Annotated in this window: 15 protein-coding genes; 11 read left to right on the forward strand and 4 right to left on the reverse strand. The window is 46.5% G+C overall.

The genetic code is table 11. From position 1 onward, the window contains the following. The first annotated feature begins 5 nt into the window (after positions 1-5). The 6 genes from HHX48_RS12015 (at position 6) to HHX48_RS12040 (ending at position 6,116) form a co-directional block, all read left to right on the forward strand. Positions 6-1,373 carry a glycoside-pentoside-hexuronide (GPH):cation symporter gene (locus tag HHX48_RS12015; protein ID WP_191025544.1) on the forward strand — a complete coding sequence of 456 codons (1,368 nt, stop codon included), beginning with the start codon at positions 6-8 and terminating at the stop codon, positions 1,371-1,373. An 18-nt stretch (positions 1,374-1,391) separates the two neighbouring features. Beyond that, a complete protein-coding gene (locus tag HHX48_RS12020; RefSeq protein ID WP_191025412.1) occupies positions 1,392-2,393 on the forward strand; it encodes a LacI family DNA-binding transcriptional regulator in 1,002 nt (333 codons plus the stop codon). 202 nt (positions 2,394-2,595) lie between these two features. After that, entirely contained in the window at positions 2,596-4,563 is a 1,968-nt protein-coding gene (locus HHX48_RS12025) for a BCCT family transporter (RefSeq protein WP_191025414.1), read from the forward strand. A gap of 101 nt (positions 4,564-4,664) precedes the next feature. Continuing rightward, positions 4,665-4,943, forward strand: a complete 279-nt coding sequence (locus tag HHX48_RS12030; protein WP_191025416.1) for a PepSY domain-containing protein — start codon at positions 4,665-4,667, stop codon at positions 4,941-4,943. Next, positions 4,943-5,476, forward strand: a complete 534-nt coding sequence (locus HHX48_RS12035; protein ID WP_191025418.1) for a cytochrome b/b6 domain-containing protein — start codon at positions 4,943-4,945, stop codon at positions 5,474-5,476. Before HHX48_RS12030 ends, HHX48_RS12035 begins: the two co-directional genes overlap by 1 nt. 103 nt (positions 5,477-5,579) lie before the next feature. Beyond that, on the forward strand, positions 5,580-6,116 hold the full coding sequence (locus HHX48_RS12040; protein WP_191025420.1) for a protein tyrosine phosphatase family protein: 537 nt from the start codon (positions 5,580-5,582) through the stop codon (positions 6,114-6,116). A 68-nt stretch (positions 6,117-6,184) separates the two neighbouring features. Here the strand turns inward: HHX48_RS12040 and HHX48_RS12045 are convergent, their stop codons facing one another. Together HHX48_RS12045 and HHX48_RS12050 are read right to left on the reverse strand one after the other, a co-directional pair. Next, positions 6,185-7,549 carry an alpha-amylase family protein gene (locus HHX48_RS12045; protein WP_397541085.1) on the reverse strand — a complete coding sequence of 455 codons (1,365 nt, stop codon included), beginning with the start codon at positions 7,547-7,549 and terminating at the stop codon, positions 6,185-6,187. Between the two features lie 284 nt (positions 7,550-7,833). Beyond that, positions 7,834-8,892: an SDR family oxidoreductase gene (locus tag HHX48_RS12050; protein ID WP_191025424.1), complete on the reverse strand. Its 1,059-nt coding sequence runs from the start codon at positions 8,890-8,892 to the stop codon at positions 7,834-7,836. A 124-nt stretch (positions 8,893-9,016) separates the two neighbouring features. Here HHX48_RS12050 and HHX48_RS12055 point away from each other — a divergent pair, with 124 nt between their 5' ends. The 5 genes from HHX48_RS12055 (at position 9,017) to HHX48_RS12070 (ending at position 13,255) form a co-directional block, all read left to right on the forward strand. After that, positions 9,017-9,958, forward strand: a complete 942-nt coding sequence (locus HHX48_RS12055; protein ID WP_191025426.1) for a LysR family transcriptional regulator — start codon at positions 9,017-9,019, stop codon at positions 9,956-9,958. Positions 9,959-10,195: 237 nt separating this feature from the next. Continuing rightward, positions 10,196-10,399 carry a DUF3723 domain-containing protein gene (locus HHX48_RS18755; RefSeq protein WP_223858323.1) on the forward strand — a complete coding sequence of 68 codons (204 nt, stop codon included), beginning with the start codon at positions 10,196-10,198 and terminating at the stop codon, positions 10,397-10,399. Positions 10,400-10,715: 316 nt separating this feature from the next. Then, positions 10,716-11,186 (forward strand): hypothetical protein, encoded by a 471-nt coding sequence (locus tag HHX48_RS18760; protein WP_223858325.1) that lies wholly within the window; start codon positions 10,716-10,718, stop codon positions 11,184-11,186. Positions 11,187-11,282: 96 nt separating this feature from the next. Further along, positions 11,283-12,026, forward strand: a complete 744-nt coding sequence (locus HHX48_RS12065; RefSeq protein ID WP_191025428.1) for a YrzE family protein — start codon at positions 11,283-11,285, stop codon at positions 12,024-12,026. 269 nt (positions 12,027-12,295) lie between these two features. Further along, positions 12,296-13,255 (forward strand): IS30 family transposase, encoded by a 960-nt coding sequence (locus HHX48_RS12070; protein ID WP_191025430.1) that lies wholly within the window; start codon positions 12,296-12,298, stop codon positions 13,253-13,255. Between the two features lie 76 nt (positions 13,256-13,331). Here HHX48_RS12070 and HHX48_RS12075 read toward each other — a convergent pair whose 3' ends face one another. Beyond that, positions 13,332-14,633 (reverse strand): M1 aminopeptidase family protein, encoded by a 1,302-nt coding sequence (locus HHX48_RS12075; protein ID WP_191025432.1) that lies wholly within the window; start codon positions 14,631-14,633, stop codon positions 13,332-13,334. A 195-nt stretch (positions 14,634-14,828) separates the two neighbouring features. After that, positions 14,829-15,392: a single-stranded DNA-binding protein gene (locus HHX48_RS12080; RefSeq protein WP_191025434.1), complete on the reverse strand. Its 564-nt coding sequence runs from the start codon at positions 15,390-15,392 to the stop codon at positions 14,829-14,831. Positions 15,393-15,489 lie beyond the last annotated feature (97 nt).

Here is a 15,489-nt window from a genome sequence, read left to right on the forward strand (position 1 = left end):
CATTAATGGTAAGTGCTCGCGAAAAAATCGCATATGGACTGGGAGACACTGCCAGCAACTTCATTTTCCAGTCTGTGATGCTGTTTTTAACGTTCTACTATACCGATGTCGTAGGTATTCCCGCCGCCGCTGTGGGCACCATGTTTCTGGTCATCCGCGTACTAGACGCCATTACCGACCCACTCATGGGCTCGCTGGCTGATGCGACCCGAACCCGCTGGGGTGCTTACCGCCCCTACCTGATGTGGCTGGCATTGCCTTTTGCTCTGGCCAGCGTGCTGGCTTTCACTTCTCCGGTTGGCTTAAACGACAGCGGTAAGCTTGTTTACGCGTATGCGACCTATGCGTTTTTGATGCTGACCTATACCGCTATCAACATACCCTATTCCGCCCTGGGCGGGGTGATGAGCGCTCAAGCCAGCGAGCGTGTTTCCATTCAGGCCTATCGCTTTGTCTTTGCTATGGTTGGCGGGCTTATTGTCACTGCTTTCATGTTGCCACTGGTTGATTTGCTCGGTCAGGGAGACACCGCACGCGGCTACCAGTTAACCATGTTATTAATGGGCACCGTAGGCATGCTGCTGTTTCTGCTATGCTTTGCCGGCACCCGTGAGCGGGTAAAACCAGCAGAGCCCAATATGCCCGCACTGACCAAACAAATCGGACTGTTATGGCAAAATGATCAGTGCCGGATTTTATGTATTGTTGCTATGTTGGTGCTTACCGGTGTGGCGTTGCGTAATACCATGGCGATTTACTATGTTAAATACGCACTCGGATTGCCTGAACTGGTTACACCATTCATTACAGCGGGCATGCTGGGTAGCATTGTAGGCTGTGCCCTGGCCATCAAATGTAGTCAGAAAGTCGGTAAGGTCAGGTTATATATCTGGCTGCAAATTGCCAGTGCATTGATTTGTCTGTCTAACTTCTTCATTCCGTTAGATGCACCTGATGCTGCCATTACCTTGCAGTTTATCTGGGGGCTGGTGTTTCAGATGTCTACCCCATTGTTGTGGGCAAAAATTGCAGATGTGGTTGATTATGGTGAATTTAAAACCGGCGTCAGAATGACCGGCGTTACCTATTCAACGGTCGTCTTTTTTATTAAAGTAGGCCTGGCGACAGGCGGGGCGCTCGCTGGCTGGTTGCTGGCGCTCTATAATTATCAGCCGGGAATAGCTAATTCGCAGGTAGCGCAGGGGATTATCATCTCGTTTTGCTTGGGACCTGCGCTTGCCTCTTTGGCCGTGGCTTATCTGATGCGAGGTTATGCGTTAGATAATCAAAGACTGGATGAAATTCAGCAAAAACTGGCATCCGGCGTACAATCCCCCTACCCCGAACGCCCGGTATCTCACAGCCATGACTAATTCGCTGGACAGGACAATATGGTTACAATTAAACAGGTAAGTGAAAAAGCAGGTGTGTCATCTGCAACTGTATCCAGAGTGATTAATAACACTGACACCGTGAAGGAAAAAACCCGTCAGTTAGTACTTAACGCCATGGAAGAACTGGGCTACCGGCACAACGTTATTGCGGCCTCGCTGGCATCCAATAAGACTAACACGATTGGCTATGTTGTTCCCGAACTTCACGGCTCTTTTTTTGGTGCGATGGTCGCTGGCTCTGAGCATATATTGCGTAAAGCCAATAAACATATGTTTGTGGTAGCCGGACACAGTGACGACAAGCTGGAACAAAATGAAATTGATGCATTGCTGAGCCGTCGCTGTGATGCACTGATATTGCATGTTGAAGCCGTCAGCGATGACTATCTGATCCAACTCGCCAAACAGAAAGTGCCTATGATCATTGTGAATCGCTACATCGAGGAGATAGGCGAGCAATGTGTCAGTTTAGATAATGAGACGGGCGGCTATCTGGCAACTAAACATCTGATAGATCAGGGTCACACCGACATCGCCTATGCCGCCGGAGCACTGTTCAAGGCGGATGGGATAAACCGTTTGAATGGCCATAAGCGCGCGTTGAAAGAAGCCGGTCTACCGGTAGACGACACGCTGATTGTGGAAGGTAACTTCCAGGCGCAGTCTGGCGAAGCCTGTGTGAACGAATTGCATAAACGAAATGCGCATTACACGGCGATCGCCTGCGGAAACGATGAAATGGCAACCGGTGCTATCAATGCCCTGAGAAATCTGGGTAAAAATGTGCCCGAGGATGTGTCGGTAATTGGATTTGATAATATCGATTATGCCAGTTACCTGACGCCTAAACTGACTACGATTGATTATCCGGTCAGGGAAATTGGTGAGATGGCGGCGCGCTGGATCCTTAATCAGGCGTATGGTGATGCACGTCAATCTCTCACTCACATTCTTTCCCCTGAACTGATCGTCAGAGGAACCACCCGGGCTCATGCCTGAGCCGGGTGCCCAACCGGCTATCTCTTTATTTTTTAATTTATTTCAATCAAAACAAATAGCGCTGTTCTGCGTTTACCTGCGTAACAAAGTGTGAATAATCAATTGACCTTATCACCTTCGATAAGTCTCTGATAAAAAACAAGCGTCGCTATTATGCTGTTGCGACCAAGAATAATAATTCACGCTTTGTTTCGGGGCTTTTATGCAAAACAGCAAACCGCAGGGAAAACTCAACCCACCCGTCTTTTACACCGCCATTTCGCTGATTGGTGTATTGGTGCTCGTGACCAGCCTGATGCCAAATCAAGCTGAAAACTGGTTTAAAAGCTTACAATCACAGATAGTACAGAACGCCAGCTGGTTCTACGTGCTCACTGTTGCGCTGATTCTCATCTCTGTTATCTATCTGGGTTTATCCCGCTTCGGCGATATCAAACTAGGCCCGGATCACTCTACCCCGGACTATGGGTATATCACCTGGTTTGCCATGCTGTTCTCTGCCGGTATGGGAATCGGTCTGATGTTCTTTGGCGTGGCTGAGCCGGTCATGCACTTTATGAGCCCGCCGGTGGGCGATGGTGAAACCGTTGACGCTGCCCGGCAGGCAATGAAACTGACATTTTTCCATTGGGGCTTACACGCATGGGCAATCTATGCTGTGGTGGCGCTGATTCTGGCTTTTTTCAGTTACCGACACGGCCTGCCGCTTACGCTGCGCTCGGCATTGTATCCGCTTATCGGCGATAAAATATATGGGCCTATCGGTCATGCTGTGGACATTTTTGCTGTTATAGGGACCGTTTTCGGCGTGGCCACATCACTGGGCTACGGCGTGTTGCAGGTAAACTCAGGGCTAAATTATCTGTTTGATGTGCCAGTAGGTACGGCCACCCAAATCGTTCTTATCATTGGCGTAACACTGCTGGCGATCATCTCGGTCACTACTGGTCTTGATAAAGGCATCCGGCGCTTGTCAGAGCTGAATATGGGTCTTGCCGTCATTTTGCTTCTGGTCATTCTGATCCTCGGTCCAACTGTATACCTGTTACAAACCTTCGTGCAAAACACCGGCGGATATGCCGCCGACTTAGTCAGAAATACGTTCAACCTTTTTGCCTATGAAAAAACAGACTGGCTGGGTGGCTGGACAATTCTGTACTGGGGATGGTGGATGTCGTGGGCGCCCTTTGTCGGTCTGTTTATCGCCCGTGTCTCAAGAGGCCGCACTATCCGCGAATTTGCCATGGGTGTCCTGTTCATCCCAAGTGGGTTTACATTGCTGTGGATGACGGTGTTTGGTAACTCAGTTATCGACCTGATTATGAATCAGGGGGTAGCCAGTCTGGCAGATGCTGTCGCCGAAGATGAAGCGATATCCTTATTTGCCTTTTTGGAAAACTTCCCGTTTTCAGGTGTGTTGTCGCTTATTGGCACCCTGATGGTTATTGTCTTTTTCGTCACCTCATCAGATTCAGGTTCGATGGTGGTTGATATGCTGTGCTCAAATGGCAGTGACAATACCCCGATTTGGCAACGGATCTTCTGGGCTAGCGCAGAAGGCGTTGTAGCAACGGTACTGCTCTTGGCCGGGGGGCTGGCAGCCCTGCAAACCATGACGATAGCCAGCGCATTGCCCTTTGCGGTAGTTTTGCTTGTGGCCACTTACGGTCTTATTAAGGCACTTCGGGTCGATGTGGTGAAGCGGGAAAGCCTGCAAATGAATTTGCGTCCCTCCACGGTGGGTAATCCGGATGAGTCATCCTGGGAAAAGCGTCTGGCCAGTATTCTTGACCATCCCGATAAGAAAAATGTTAACGACTACATTAATACCGTTGTAAAGGAAGCCATGGAGCAGGTTAAGAAGCAGCTGGCTAAACACGATGTTATGGCTGATGTGGAAGAAGTTAAGTCAGGACGGTTTATTCTTTCTGTTGCCATGGAAGAGGCCTATGACTTTCATTATGAAGTACGCCGGTACGCCTATGACAGGCCCGCTTTCGGTCAGGATGACGATGATGATGACGCTGAAGATGTGTATTACCGGGCCGAGGTGCATCTTAAAGAAGGCGGACAGGATTACGACATCATGGGCTGGCCCAAAGAAGCAGTGATCCATGACATCGTTGAGCACTATCAAAAACATATGCACTTTTTGCATTCCATCAGATGACAGGTGTGAAAAGGTATGTGCAGTAGAGTCATCGCTTTTGTACTCGTGACCAGAGCATATGCTTTGCGTCATTACTCTAAAAACGTTATAAGGACGACACAATGAAAAAGTTATGTTCACTGGCCCTGGTTGGTGCTGCTATTACGCTGGGCGGCTGCGGAGTAAGTTCAGATCCTCAGTGTACAACGCAGGCTAAAGATACCTGGATGGATGAAAATGAGTTCCAGAACCAGCTGAAAAATGAAGGCTACACCATTGATAAGTTCGAAGTCACGGACGGTCAGTGTTACGAAATCTATGGCAAAGATGCCAATGGTAAGAATGTAGAAATCTACTTCAACCCGGTTAATGGTGAGGTAGTCAAAGAGGAAAATGACTAGTGCCTGAGCAAAGAGTTTATGTCTGGAGCCTGTTAGTTCGTGTTATTCACTGGGCGCTGGTTATTCTCTTTGCATTTAATTACTTCATACTTTCACCGGGCGGCGAGATTCATGAGTGGGTTGGCTATACCGCTGTTTCCTGTGTGCTCGTCCGGTGTTGGTATGGGTTGACCAGTCGTGGCTTCGCTCGATTTTCACGACGCGCTTTTAGCAAAACTGCCTTTCAGTCCCACTTTTCTCACTTAAAGCAACGCAGTATTCCCGCCCGCACCGGTCATAACCCATTTGGCTGGATGATGGTTTATGCGGTACTTGCTGCATTTATCACGCTGGCCACCACCGGTTTTTTGCTGGAGGAAACGGATTATTTCTTCGGCAGCAGCGAGTTGGAACTGGTGCACTCTGTGACAGCCGATACGTTGTTTGTGCTGGCTTGTATTCATATTGCTGCGGTGATTTTAACCAGCATTGTCGGGCGTCGGAATCTTATTCGGGCGATGATCACCGGCTATCGCAGAATCAAAAATGGATAACAGCCGCTTACTACACATCCGGATACATTTTCCCTTAGCACTTCAAACGCATACCGGTTAGTATAAAAAACACACTTCACTTTGAGCTCTACTCATGAACAAGATGGTTAATATACTTATGCTGGCTTTTGTGAGTGTCAGTATGTCTGTATTGGCGCATGGCGACGCGCATAAGCATGATGACCCCGAACAGGGACAAACCCTGCAGACCCTCGAAAACCTGCGCACTGATGGTCCAACCATGATGAGTTCTGGGTTACCGTCTAAAAAGCAATTTGAGTTGTTAAAAGATAAAGGCGTGCATACCGTTATCGATTTGATTCCTGGTGACAGAAACGAGGAAAAAGACATCGTCACCGAACTGGGTATGACGTATCACAATATTCCGGTGGATTGGGAGAATCCGACCGTCCAAAATTTTGCTGAATATGTTGAATTAATGGATGCAGCTCAGCAGAAAAATGAAGGTATTGTATTGACCCATTGCCGGAAAAACTGGCGTGGCGCTGTATTTACTTATCTGTATCAGGTTACACAATTAGATGTTCCTGAAGCGCAGGCAGAAGCTGCGCTGGTAGATACCTGGCAACCTAATAAGACGTGGCAAAAATTTATCAAGCGGACCAGAGCAGAATTTTAGCTTTCATCTACCAGGCAGGTTGAAGCAAACCGCTGCGCTGTAACACAGCTACAGCGGTCTGTCTGACGTTACTCCATCAACCACATTCTGGCTGAACGTCCCGGCACATAAAAGTTGTGCCACTGGCTGGAAATATATTGCACATCTGAAGACAGCGTGTCGCGATAATTACGATACCACCATAAGCCTTCTGCGCTGGTATCGACCCACACATCCTGTCCGGCATCACACTTGTTGATGCCCACGACACCGACATGTTCGCGCTTGAAAAGTAAAAAGCAGTCACTGTAATTGATCACTTCCATACTGCGGCCCTGGGTCTGATTATGGAAGGTAATCATATTTTCTATATCGGTACGGTTATATAGTCCTTCCCAGCGCCCATCACCGCTTTCATTATGATCTGAGTACATCAGCGGTACCCCGCCGTCGCGTCCCAGGACGTACGCATTAGCCAGCTTTTCATCAGTGGGGTCCAGTAACTGATAGCGAAAGCCGTCATTTAACGGGATATCGTGTGTCACACTAAACGTGATGGCTTGATCGCCGGGTAACGCCTGCCCATAAGCGCCCGGGTCAACCAGCGCGTTCATTGAACCGCCGTAGCCAAATGCACTACGGATTTGCGCAAACAGCGGGAAGTCATAGGCGTCATGACCTGTCTGGCTAATATACGGTGCCAGAAAGTTATCATAATCACCATTGCCGGCACCGCCAGTAGTAATAATTTCACCAAAGACATGAGTGCCTTGCTTGATATTGTCTGTGAAGACCTGGTTAATATGATAATTCGTCATATGCTTTGCAGCATCGACGCGGAATCCTGTGACCCCAAAGGATTTAAGCGCCTGCAAATACTGCTTTTGCTTTTCGACCACCCAGTTATTTGAGTCTAAGTCAGGCAAACCCGGATCAGGTGGCGCGCCGCACAAGCGGTTATACTGCACATCACCTACATCATTGTAGTTACTGATACATTGCGGCCCATTAGGATCGTAGGTGCCATGAAAATCATTGCCCGAAAACAGCCCGTTACTGACATCGCCGAATAGCGTGATACTGTCGTAGTAAGCATCACTGGCTGCGTACTCATTAAGTACGGCGGTCCCCGGGTAATTTAAGTCACTACGCTGGGCCGCTTCGTTTGCCATATGATTGAAAACGATGTCAGCATACGTCTCAACCCCCCGCGCTTTGAGTGCCTGAACCATCGCTTTAAAGTCATCCGTGTCCCCCAGCGGATTGTCGATAACCCGGTAGTCCTGAGGCTGATATCGCGCCCACCACTGACTGCCAGTAGATTTGTACGCCGGCGAAACTAATACCTTTTTGTAGCCCAGGTCGGCAATTTCCTGCGCCTTGGCAGCCACTTCATCATATTGCCAGTTGAAGGCATGAAGAATAACATCAGCCTGCGCTGCTGATGAAAGCATAGCGCCTGATACTGCCAGGCCAGTTAGTGTTTTTCGAAGAAAACGTAGGGTAGATGACTTGTGCATGAATGACCTCATTATTAAATGAAACATTATGTTTACATTTGAGAGTCATTTTATAAACATTTTGCATACGTATTCATGCAACCCGAATCGAACAAAAAAAAGCCCCGCAAGTGCGGGGCTGCTTTTAATCATACGGCTGTATTTTCGCAGTGCTTACGCACTGAATGTGTTTGCTACTCTGTGAGCAACGTCAGACCATTTAGTTACTCCCCCTCATATCAGGGAATAATTTTCTCTGCCCGCAACCGTTCAAAAAGATTAAAAAAAGCACCACGTGTTTCACGAAATCCATCAAAGCCAAAGTCGCGGGATTTGGTGGTATCGTTGACACACTCTTGTTCCCGCCCTAAATCTGCATCGGTGTGCCACCAGGATGCCAGCCGGGTCACATCTGGCTCAACAAGATCATGTTTTTGAGCAATATCACGCCACGTCGAATCGATATCAGCCATTTGGCTCTCAAGCGGCTCGGGTGTTTCAGGGCACGGGGCCACGTCCAGGCCGAAGTATTCACCAATTTCCTGCCACATTCTGCGCCAGCGAAAAATATCACCGTTAACTGTATTGAATGCCTGATTAGCGGCGCCTGGCATCGTGGCTGCCCATTCTATCTGTTGAGCGAGCAATCCGGCATCGGTCATATCTGTCAGCGCATTCCATTGTGTCTGCGAACCCGGAAACGTAAAAGGTTGTCCTGTCGCCTTACAGATTGAGGCATAAACCGCAATCGTGGTGCCCATGTTCATCAGGTTGCCCCGGGCATAACCAATTACCGTGTGCGGCCGATGGACGTTCCATGAAAAGTTGTGTCGTTCGGCGGCCTCAAAAAGCACATCTTCTAATGCATAGTAAAAATTATCGCCAGGTACGCGCGGTTCAGATTCACGAAACGGCGTTTCAATTCGTCCACTGCCGTAGGTCTCAAACGACCCCAGATACTGCTTGGTGCCTGTCACCAGTGATGCATGCACCAGGTTATCACTGCTTAACGCATCAAACAGATTACGCATCATCGTACTATTTGCTTCTACATTCTGTTTTTCGGTATCGCGGCGAACCCACGTGCAGTAAAACACATGAGAAACAGGCAATCCCTCCAGGGCTTGCCGTGTCGCTTCACTATCCAGCAAATCAGCGCTAACCGAAATCACGCCCTGCTGTTCTGTACCACCTCGTGACAGGCCATAAACCGTCCATCCCTTTGTTACCAGGTAGGTTGCAAGATTACCGCCTGTTAAACCAGTAGCGCCAACGACTAGTGCTGTACCTTTTTGCATGGTCTTTCCCCTTTTGCGTTGAGATAGTCAAAGATGTGGACTGCACATGCATAAAGAGTAGTGACTGTGGTATGTTGCTACAATCGTAATTATTGCAAACGTTTATTGCACTGGATGCAACTTCATGGATTTTAATACGTTAGACCTTAACGCGTTGCGCGTATTTGAGCGAGTTGCCGCAACAGGTAGCTTTACGGCAGCAGCGCGTCATTTTCATCGGGCGGTGTCATCCATTTCGCGCCAGATTGGCAGTCTTGAAGAATCCGTTGGTCAACCGCTTCTTTACCGGCACACACGAGCCGTTGCGCTGACCGAAGCGGGCATGCGCTATTATCAGGAAGTGCGCGAAATTCTGGAAAGACTGGACCTTGCGACTGAAGCCCTGGCATACCCGAATCCTGAACCAGCTGGCCTGTTACGAATAAATGCGCCCACTGCGTTTGGGCAACGTCAGATAGTGCCTCTGCTGAATGAGTTCCAAAGCCGTTATCCGGCCATCAGCGCCGAGTTGTTGTTGAGCGATCAGATAATAGACCCTATGCGTGGAGGGCATGATGTAACATTTCGTGTTGGAGATCTTGCTGACTCTTCGCTGATAGGCCGCCGTCTGGCCCCGATGAATTATGTTGTGGCAGCTTCACCTGGTTATCTGAATAACCACTCACGGCCTGAAAAGCCCGAAGATCTTATATCTCACAACTGCCTGTTGTACCAGGGCGAACTGGGACGCCAGCGCTGGTACTTTCAAAGTCAGGATGAGACAACACCCACGCCTTATGAAGTTACCGGCAACCTTTACAGTAACGACCCGGAAAGTCTGGTCAGGGCTGCGTTGTTAGGACAGGGTATTGTGCTGTTTCCGACATGGCTGATTGCTACAGAGCTTGCGCAGGGAACCCTTGTTCCTATGCTTGAAAAATGGCGGGCAGAAGTGATCGACGGTCAGCGCGACCTTTACGTGCTCACACCTCAGCGAAGTCTGGGCGTGCAAAAGGTCAGTGCTTTTATGACCTTTTTATTCGATGCTGTAACGCCTGTCGCCCCATGGGATAGCTGGCGAGAATAATTTTTAGCTAACGGAAGCCTCATTTCAAAAGCTAATTAAGGGGATAGTCTCAACTTAATTGGAGAATTTTAAAGATAGAGCCCTCTCAGACCTGATTGGGTGCTCTGTACGTAAAGCGGACATTGCATATTCTTTTCAATGAAAACACGGTATATGGTTTTTCAGAGGAAACGGATGTTACTATGAGTTCTCGGTAAATAAGCTGTTAGCTTTCATAGAACTTTGGAGAAGAGAATCATGTCCGAAGAAATACTAGCGTATTTGGATCATAATATTCTAGACTCTATTCGCAAAGGCGATCCTCATAAAGTTAAGCTACTGATCAAAGAGTTAAATCTTACGCCAATATATTCATATGAAAATTTAAAAGAGATTAAAAGATCCGTAGGTTCAGAGGATATATTTCTGAATCTATTAAAAGAGCTTAAAGCAAAGTTATAGAGCCGCTCCTTGAAAACAACCTCCTAACAGGCTCAGCTAAAATTCAAGATGTCAATATCTTTGAAGTTTGGAGATGTTTTATTAAAAATGAAGAACCGATGCCTGAGTATGGATACGGTTTAACTTCAATGTTAGAGAAGTTTTACGGTGGAAAAGTGATGAAAGCTTTTCGGATATTTTTGCAAAGGGAAGTGAGGAGTTTAAAGTTCTCTTAAACGATGCACTAAAGGACATCGAAGATAATGACACTATCACTGATGAAATGAGAGCAGCAATAGAATCTCTACCTGATTTACTAAATGAACAGTATCAGCAGATGAGTAGAGAGTTAGATGGACAGGAGCTACCTCCAGTAAAAGCTTTTGAAGCTGCTACTGGATTAGGTGCATTAGTTTTAAAAAACATTGAACCACCGAATGTTGTTGAAAAGGTATTTGAAAAAGTACAAAAAAGTATGGATGGGCTAGAGTTAGACATTGATATATTCTTTGGTGTAAAACCACAATCCTATGAAACAACAAATAATCGAGAAAAGACTTTGGCTGAAAAAATAAACGGCATTTATCACCAACTAAATTTTTTAGGCTATTACAGAGATACAGGTATGAAAACCTGTAGAGGATTTGTAAGATCTTCTAGCGATATGACTCATGCTGAAGTAGCTTCGTTTTGTCACTTACTTTTATGTCGAGACGAAGGATTAGTAGAAAAAGCAGCGGCTGCATATGAGTATTTAGGTGTAAGGACCAAAATATTGCACTTTCAAGCTACCAAGAAAATTGACTAGGACACGTAACTGTTGCATGCGTTCTACTTCGTTTCACATTGTAGCCAACCATTACTTAGCCTGTTATTTAGGCTTTAGGTTTATCTGAGGAATTTTGTGAAGTTTCAACCCTTTTACGGAAGAAATGAGAAGAATATTTTCACCATTATATTGGTGTTTTGTTTTGGTTTAATAATTGGTCTATTTACCAACCTAGAAAGCGAGAATGCGGTTAAATTAGTTATAACAATTGCTGCAACATTCACTGGTGCGTTTTTAGCTTTCAAGTTTGCTCGTAAAAATGAAGAAGCAAAAGAACACAGGATTGATGTCAGGGCTGCCAATAGTTCAATAGCCCAATTAATAAGATCCTATAATCACTTCAATGGATACAAGAACCAATTTATAGATCCATTTCGAGACTCCCCGTTTAAAGCGTTTGAAATATTACCATCCTTAGGAACAGCGCAAATGGAGTTGCAATTATCCATCGATTCTCTATCCTTTATTTTTCAGAAAAATGCATTACTTCTTCAGCAAGTATTGGAAGTCCAAGACGAAATCAATTCGACAGTTGAACTAATTACAGTAAGAAACGATCTTCATCGAAATGAGGTTCAAAAGAAGATGGACGAGGCTAGTTTTGTCCATGGTCAAACTATCAGCTACTCTCAACTGAATACAACACTTGGTGAAAATTTGTTTTCCACTATGATTGGCTTAACTGAGACAACAATTAGTTCTGTTGATTCACTCTGCGGCTCAATAGAAAAAATCATAGAAAAGTTATCGAGTACCACCAAAGAAATATACCCACGCCATTCGATTGTAAGAATGGAAAAAGCTAACAAACCGCAGTAATCGATCCCAAGATCCTTGTGGCAATAATACGTGGACTCAGTCGCTTCGATCCAAATTTTAGCCCACGTGTTATTTCCCCTGAGCGGGGTTTGAGTGACTATACTTTGTCTTCAGCGGACCTTCATCGGAAGGAAGTCGAGCGACCGCTGTTCGCGCTTAATTGACTGTTAGGTCCCCCGAATTCATATAGTAACTGCAACGCGCCCAAAAATTAAAACGGTGAGCTATCGTTACTTCTCCATTTTCTTTCCGGCAAGAAGGTAAATGAAATGAAGTACAAACAGCTCACCGAGAATGAAAGGTATATGTTGTCTGCGCTTAGAAAGCAAGGGTTGTCAGTTCCTCAGATAGCAAACGCATTGGGCAGACACCGCACAACAATTTGGCGCGAAGTAAAACGGAATTCATGCTGGAGCATTGATGGTGCCTACAGGCCGCCGATAGCACAGCGCCGAATACGTGTGCGCCGGCGTAAAAGTCGCAGTGGCATAAAGTTAACAGAGTCTGACTTTATTCTGGTTCGTGTATTATTGGGCTATGAGTGGAGTCCTGAGCAGATATCTGGCTTTCTCAAACGTCATGGCCACAAGTGTGTTAGTCACGAGAGTATTTATCAATACATCTGGCGGGACAAAGCTGCGGGAGGTGAGCTCTGGCAATGCCTGAGGCAGTCTTTAAAGCGGCGGCGTAAGCGCTATAAAGCTTATGACAGCCGTGGTCGCCTGGCAGATAAGCGCCATATTTCTGAACGTCCAAAACCTGTTGAAGACAGACAAGAGATAGGGCATTGGGAAATTGATACCGTCATCGGTCATGGTACCAAGGACTGCATTGTCACGTTAGTTGAGCGCGCTACAGGGTATTTACTGATAGGCAAACTGCCAGACAGAACCACAGCTTCACTTAACAAAGCTACCATTCGATTGATAAAAAACAGTCCGTTACCAATAAAAACAATTACCGCCGATAACGGTACCGAATTCCATCAATACAAAGAAATTGAGAAGAGAGCAAAGGTGCTGTTTTACTTCGCTACACCGCATCACTCCTGGGAGCGGGGAAGTAACGAAAACGCAAACGGGTTGATTAGGCAGTATCTACCAAAGCGGACATCAATGAAGGAAGTGACACAGCAGCAATGCGAAGCTATCGAGAGGCGGCTGAATAGTCGTCCCCGAAAACGGTTTGGATTTAAAACACCCTGGGAGATGAAGAATGATTATGCTTAATCAATGTTGCACTTGGGAGTTGATACTAAGTCCCGTCTGATCTTCTTAACACAAGTATCAAATCAAACATGAGTCACTACAGATTCAGTGATTCTTCCGGGGATGCTAGTTTACCTTCAAGAATCCGTTCGATTTTTTTCACGAACGTTTTCGATGTGCAGGTCTCTGTAAGTGATAAAAACACGTCACTGGCTTCTTCGTTACCTTTTCCCGCGCGCTTTCGGAAGTCCGCCCACAATGAATAAGAGTCCCGTTTTCCACTTTTCTCTAATTGTGCATCAATAGCCTGATGAATCAGCAAACCACAAGAATAGTACAAGTCGAACCGGCCTTCGCTAGCTGCCTCTACAAGGGAAGTTTCCAGCAACCCTTTGGAACATTGTGAACTGGCGTTTGCTATTTTAGTGGTTACATAATTTCCCTTTTCAGGAAATAGCTCCTGTAGCGCTGAAGCCGCTGACCACTCTGCATGGCCTTCATGTAGCCAGGATTCATGCTGTTCACCATTGAAACCAGCTTTGTTATTCCACTGATAGAGGTGTGCAACTTCATGGGCAAAAAACCAGATAGTATCATTGAGAAAGCTGTCATCTTCGACTTGCTTATCCAGGTTATTCACATTCCAATGCATAAAGATCTGATTGGGTAATGTGCCCCCCTGTGACGAGTGCCCCGCGGTATTTGCGTATGAAGCAAATAGCATTGGCTTTGTGCCCTGAAGCTTTCCGAGTTTTGACTCAAAATAAGTCATCAACTCAGGAATGTCAGCATCTAATGATCGTCTTATGGTTTCTGGCAATCCCGGATCAATCACTGCTATAACATTCGGCGTTTCGATAGGCTGTTGTGAGCCAACATAAATGTTCATCCCTTCATTGGTATCTATCCAGCGCGCCTTTCCTGTTTGGACCTGGCCCTTCATTACTATATGCTCGTTTTCAGGCACCGACATGGAAAACTTCCACCGGTTTACATTATTGCTGCAGGTATCAATACAGGCAAAAAGACGCCCTGTATAAATCAGAACGCCTCCATCAGAATAGGGAGAAAAAGGCGCATAATCTTTGGGAAGATGTTGATAAGTTGGCGTCAGGCGTACGCTCACTTCTGTAAAATCTGTGCTGTCAGTTCTGACGATATACTCGTGGTTATCAACATAAACAATCTCAAACCCTGGGGATTCAGGCTGCCAGCGCTTAGTTCTGGAATCATCAGGATTTCTGATAAAGCTCAAACGGGCTGCCGGCTTCTGCATTTTATACGTTACCGTCCACTCACCCTGGTTTGACTTTTCGATAGCGATATCAACCGCAGATGCGTCACTCGCCCACGCACAATAACTGGTTAACATCAGAAAAATAGCCACAACTAATTTCACAATAAAATCCTTTTTAATCACGCTGAAGAATCAAACCTATTGTTTGCCAGCGGGCCAGTTTCGGTCGTCAGAGTGCTCTTATACTCATAGCGACATCTGCACTCTTGGCTATTACAACGCGCAGCGAATCAGACAAAAAAAGAGCCTGTAAAAACAGGCTCTTATAAAAATATTAACAGTAAACTCTGATAGTCCTTAAAACGGGATATCGTCGTCAAAATCAAAATCAGGTTCAGCCATTGGTGGCTTGGTATTCTGGCCACCCTGATTGCCCTGACCGCCCTGATTAGGACGCTGAGCAGGCTGGTTGCCGTAGCCCTGGTTCTGGTTTTGATTTTGCTGATAGCCGCCTTGCTGTTGCTGATAACCGCCCTGATTCTGGTTACCCTGCTGACGTGGCTGACCACCACCCTGGCCTTCGCCGCGACCGCCCAGCATTTGCATCTGGTCAACGATTATTTCCGTCGTGAAACGGTCTTGGCCTTGCTGGTCCTGCCATTTACGGGTTTGAAGTTTACCTTCAACGTAAATCTGTGAGCCTTTTTTCAGGTATTCGCCAGCAACTTCTGCCAGTCTGCGATACATGGTTAACCGATGCCATTCCGTGCGCTCTTGTACCTGGCCTTGCTGATCTTTCCAGCTTTCGCTGGTGGCCAGACTCAGGTTAGCTACGGCATTACCATTAGGCATGTATCTTACTTCAGGATCATTACCAAGGTTTCCTACCAGGATTACCTTGTTCACGCCTCTACTTGCCATCGATGTCTCCTGTTTATCTTTTACTGTCAGGCTGTTAAGCCTGAACGAATATGGTAATGAATTATGATTCGCTCATAATGCACAAATCAAAGCACAT

It is taken from the genome of Salinimonas profundi, assembly GCF_014750655.1.
GTDB classification, from domain to species: Bacteria; Pseudomonadota; Gammaproteobacteria; order Enterobacterales; family Alteromonadaceae; genus Alteromonas; species Alteromonas profundi_A.

What these genes read in the sequence shown, in the direction of transcription:
- HHX48_RS12015 (WP_191025544.1), top strand. Translation starts at nt 6, where the DNA reads ATGGTAAGTGCTCGCGAAAAAATCGCATATGGACTGGGAGACACTGCC.
- HHX48_RS12020 (WP_191025412.1), top strand. Translation starts at nt 1,392, where the DNA reads ATGGTTACAATTAAACAGGTAAGTGAAAAAGCAGGTGTGTCATCTGCA.
- HHX48_RS12025 (WP_191025414.1), top strand. Translation starts at nt 2,596, where the DNA reads ATGCAAAACAGCAAACCGCAGGGAAAACTCAACCCACCCGTCTTTTAC.
- HHX48_RS12030 (WP_191025416.1), top strand. Translation starts at nt 4,665, where the DNA reads ATGAAAAAGTTATGTTCACTGGCCCTGGTTGGTGCTGCTATTACGCTG.
- HHX48_RS12040 (WP_191025420.1), top strand. Translation starts at nt 5,580, where the DNA reads ATGGTTAATATACTTATGCTGGCTTTTGTGAGTGTCAGTATGTCTGTA.
- HHX48_RS12045 (WP_397541085.1), bottom strand. Translation starts at nt 7,549, where the DNA reads ATGCTTTCATCAGCAGCGCAGGCTGATGTTATTCTTCATGCCTTCAAC.
- HHX48_RS12050 (WP_191025424.1), bottom strand. Translation starts at nt 8,892, where the DNA reads ATGCAAAAAGGTACAGCACTAGTCGTTGGCGCTACTGGTTTAACAGGC.
- HHX48_RS12055 (WP_191025426.1), top strand. Translation starts at nt 9,017, where the DNA reads ATGGATTTTAATACGTTAGACCTTAACGCGTTGCGCGTATTTGAGCGA.
- HHX48_RS18755 (WP_223858323.1), top strand. Translation starts at nt 10,196, where the DNA reads ATGTCCGAAGAAATACTAGCGTATTTGGATCATAATATTCTAGACTCT.
- HHX48_RS18760 (WP_223858325.1), top strand. Translation starts at nt 10,716, where the DNA reads ATGAGTAGAGAGTTAGATGGACAGGAGCTACCTCCAGTAAAAGCTTTT.
- HHX48_RS12070 (WP_191025430.1), top strand. Translation starts at nt 12,296, where the DNA reads ATGAAGTACAAACAGCTCACCGAGAATGAAAGGTATATGTTGTCTGCG.
- HHX48_RS12080 (WP_191025434.1), bottom strand. Translation starts at nt 15,392, where the DNA reads ATGGCAAGTAGAGGCGTGAACAAGGTAATCCTGGTAGGAAACCTTGGT.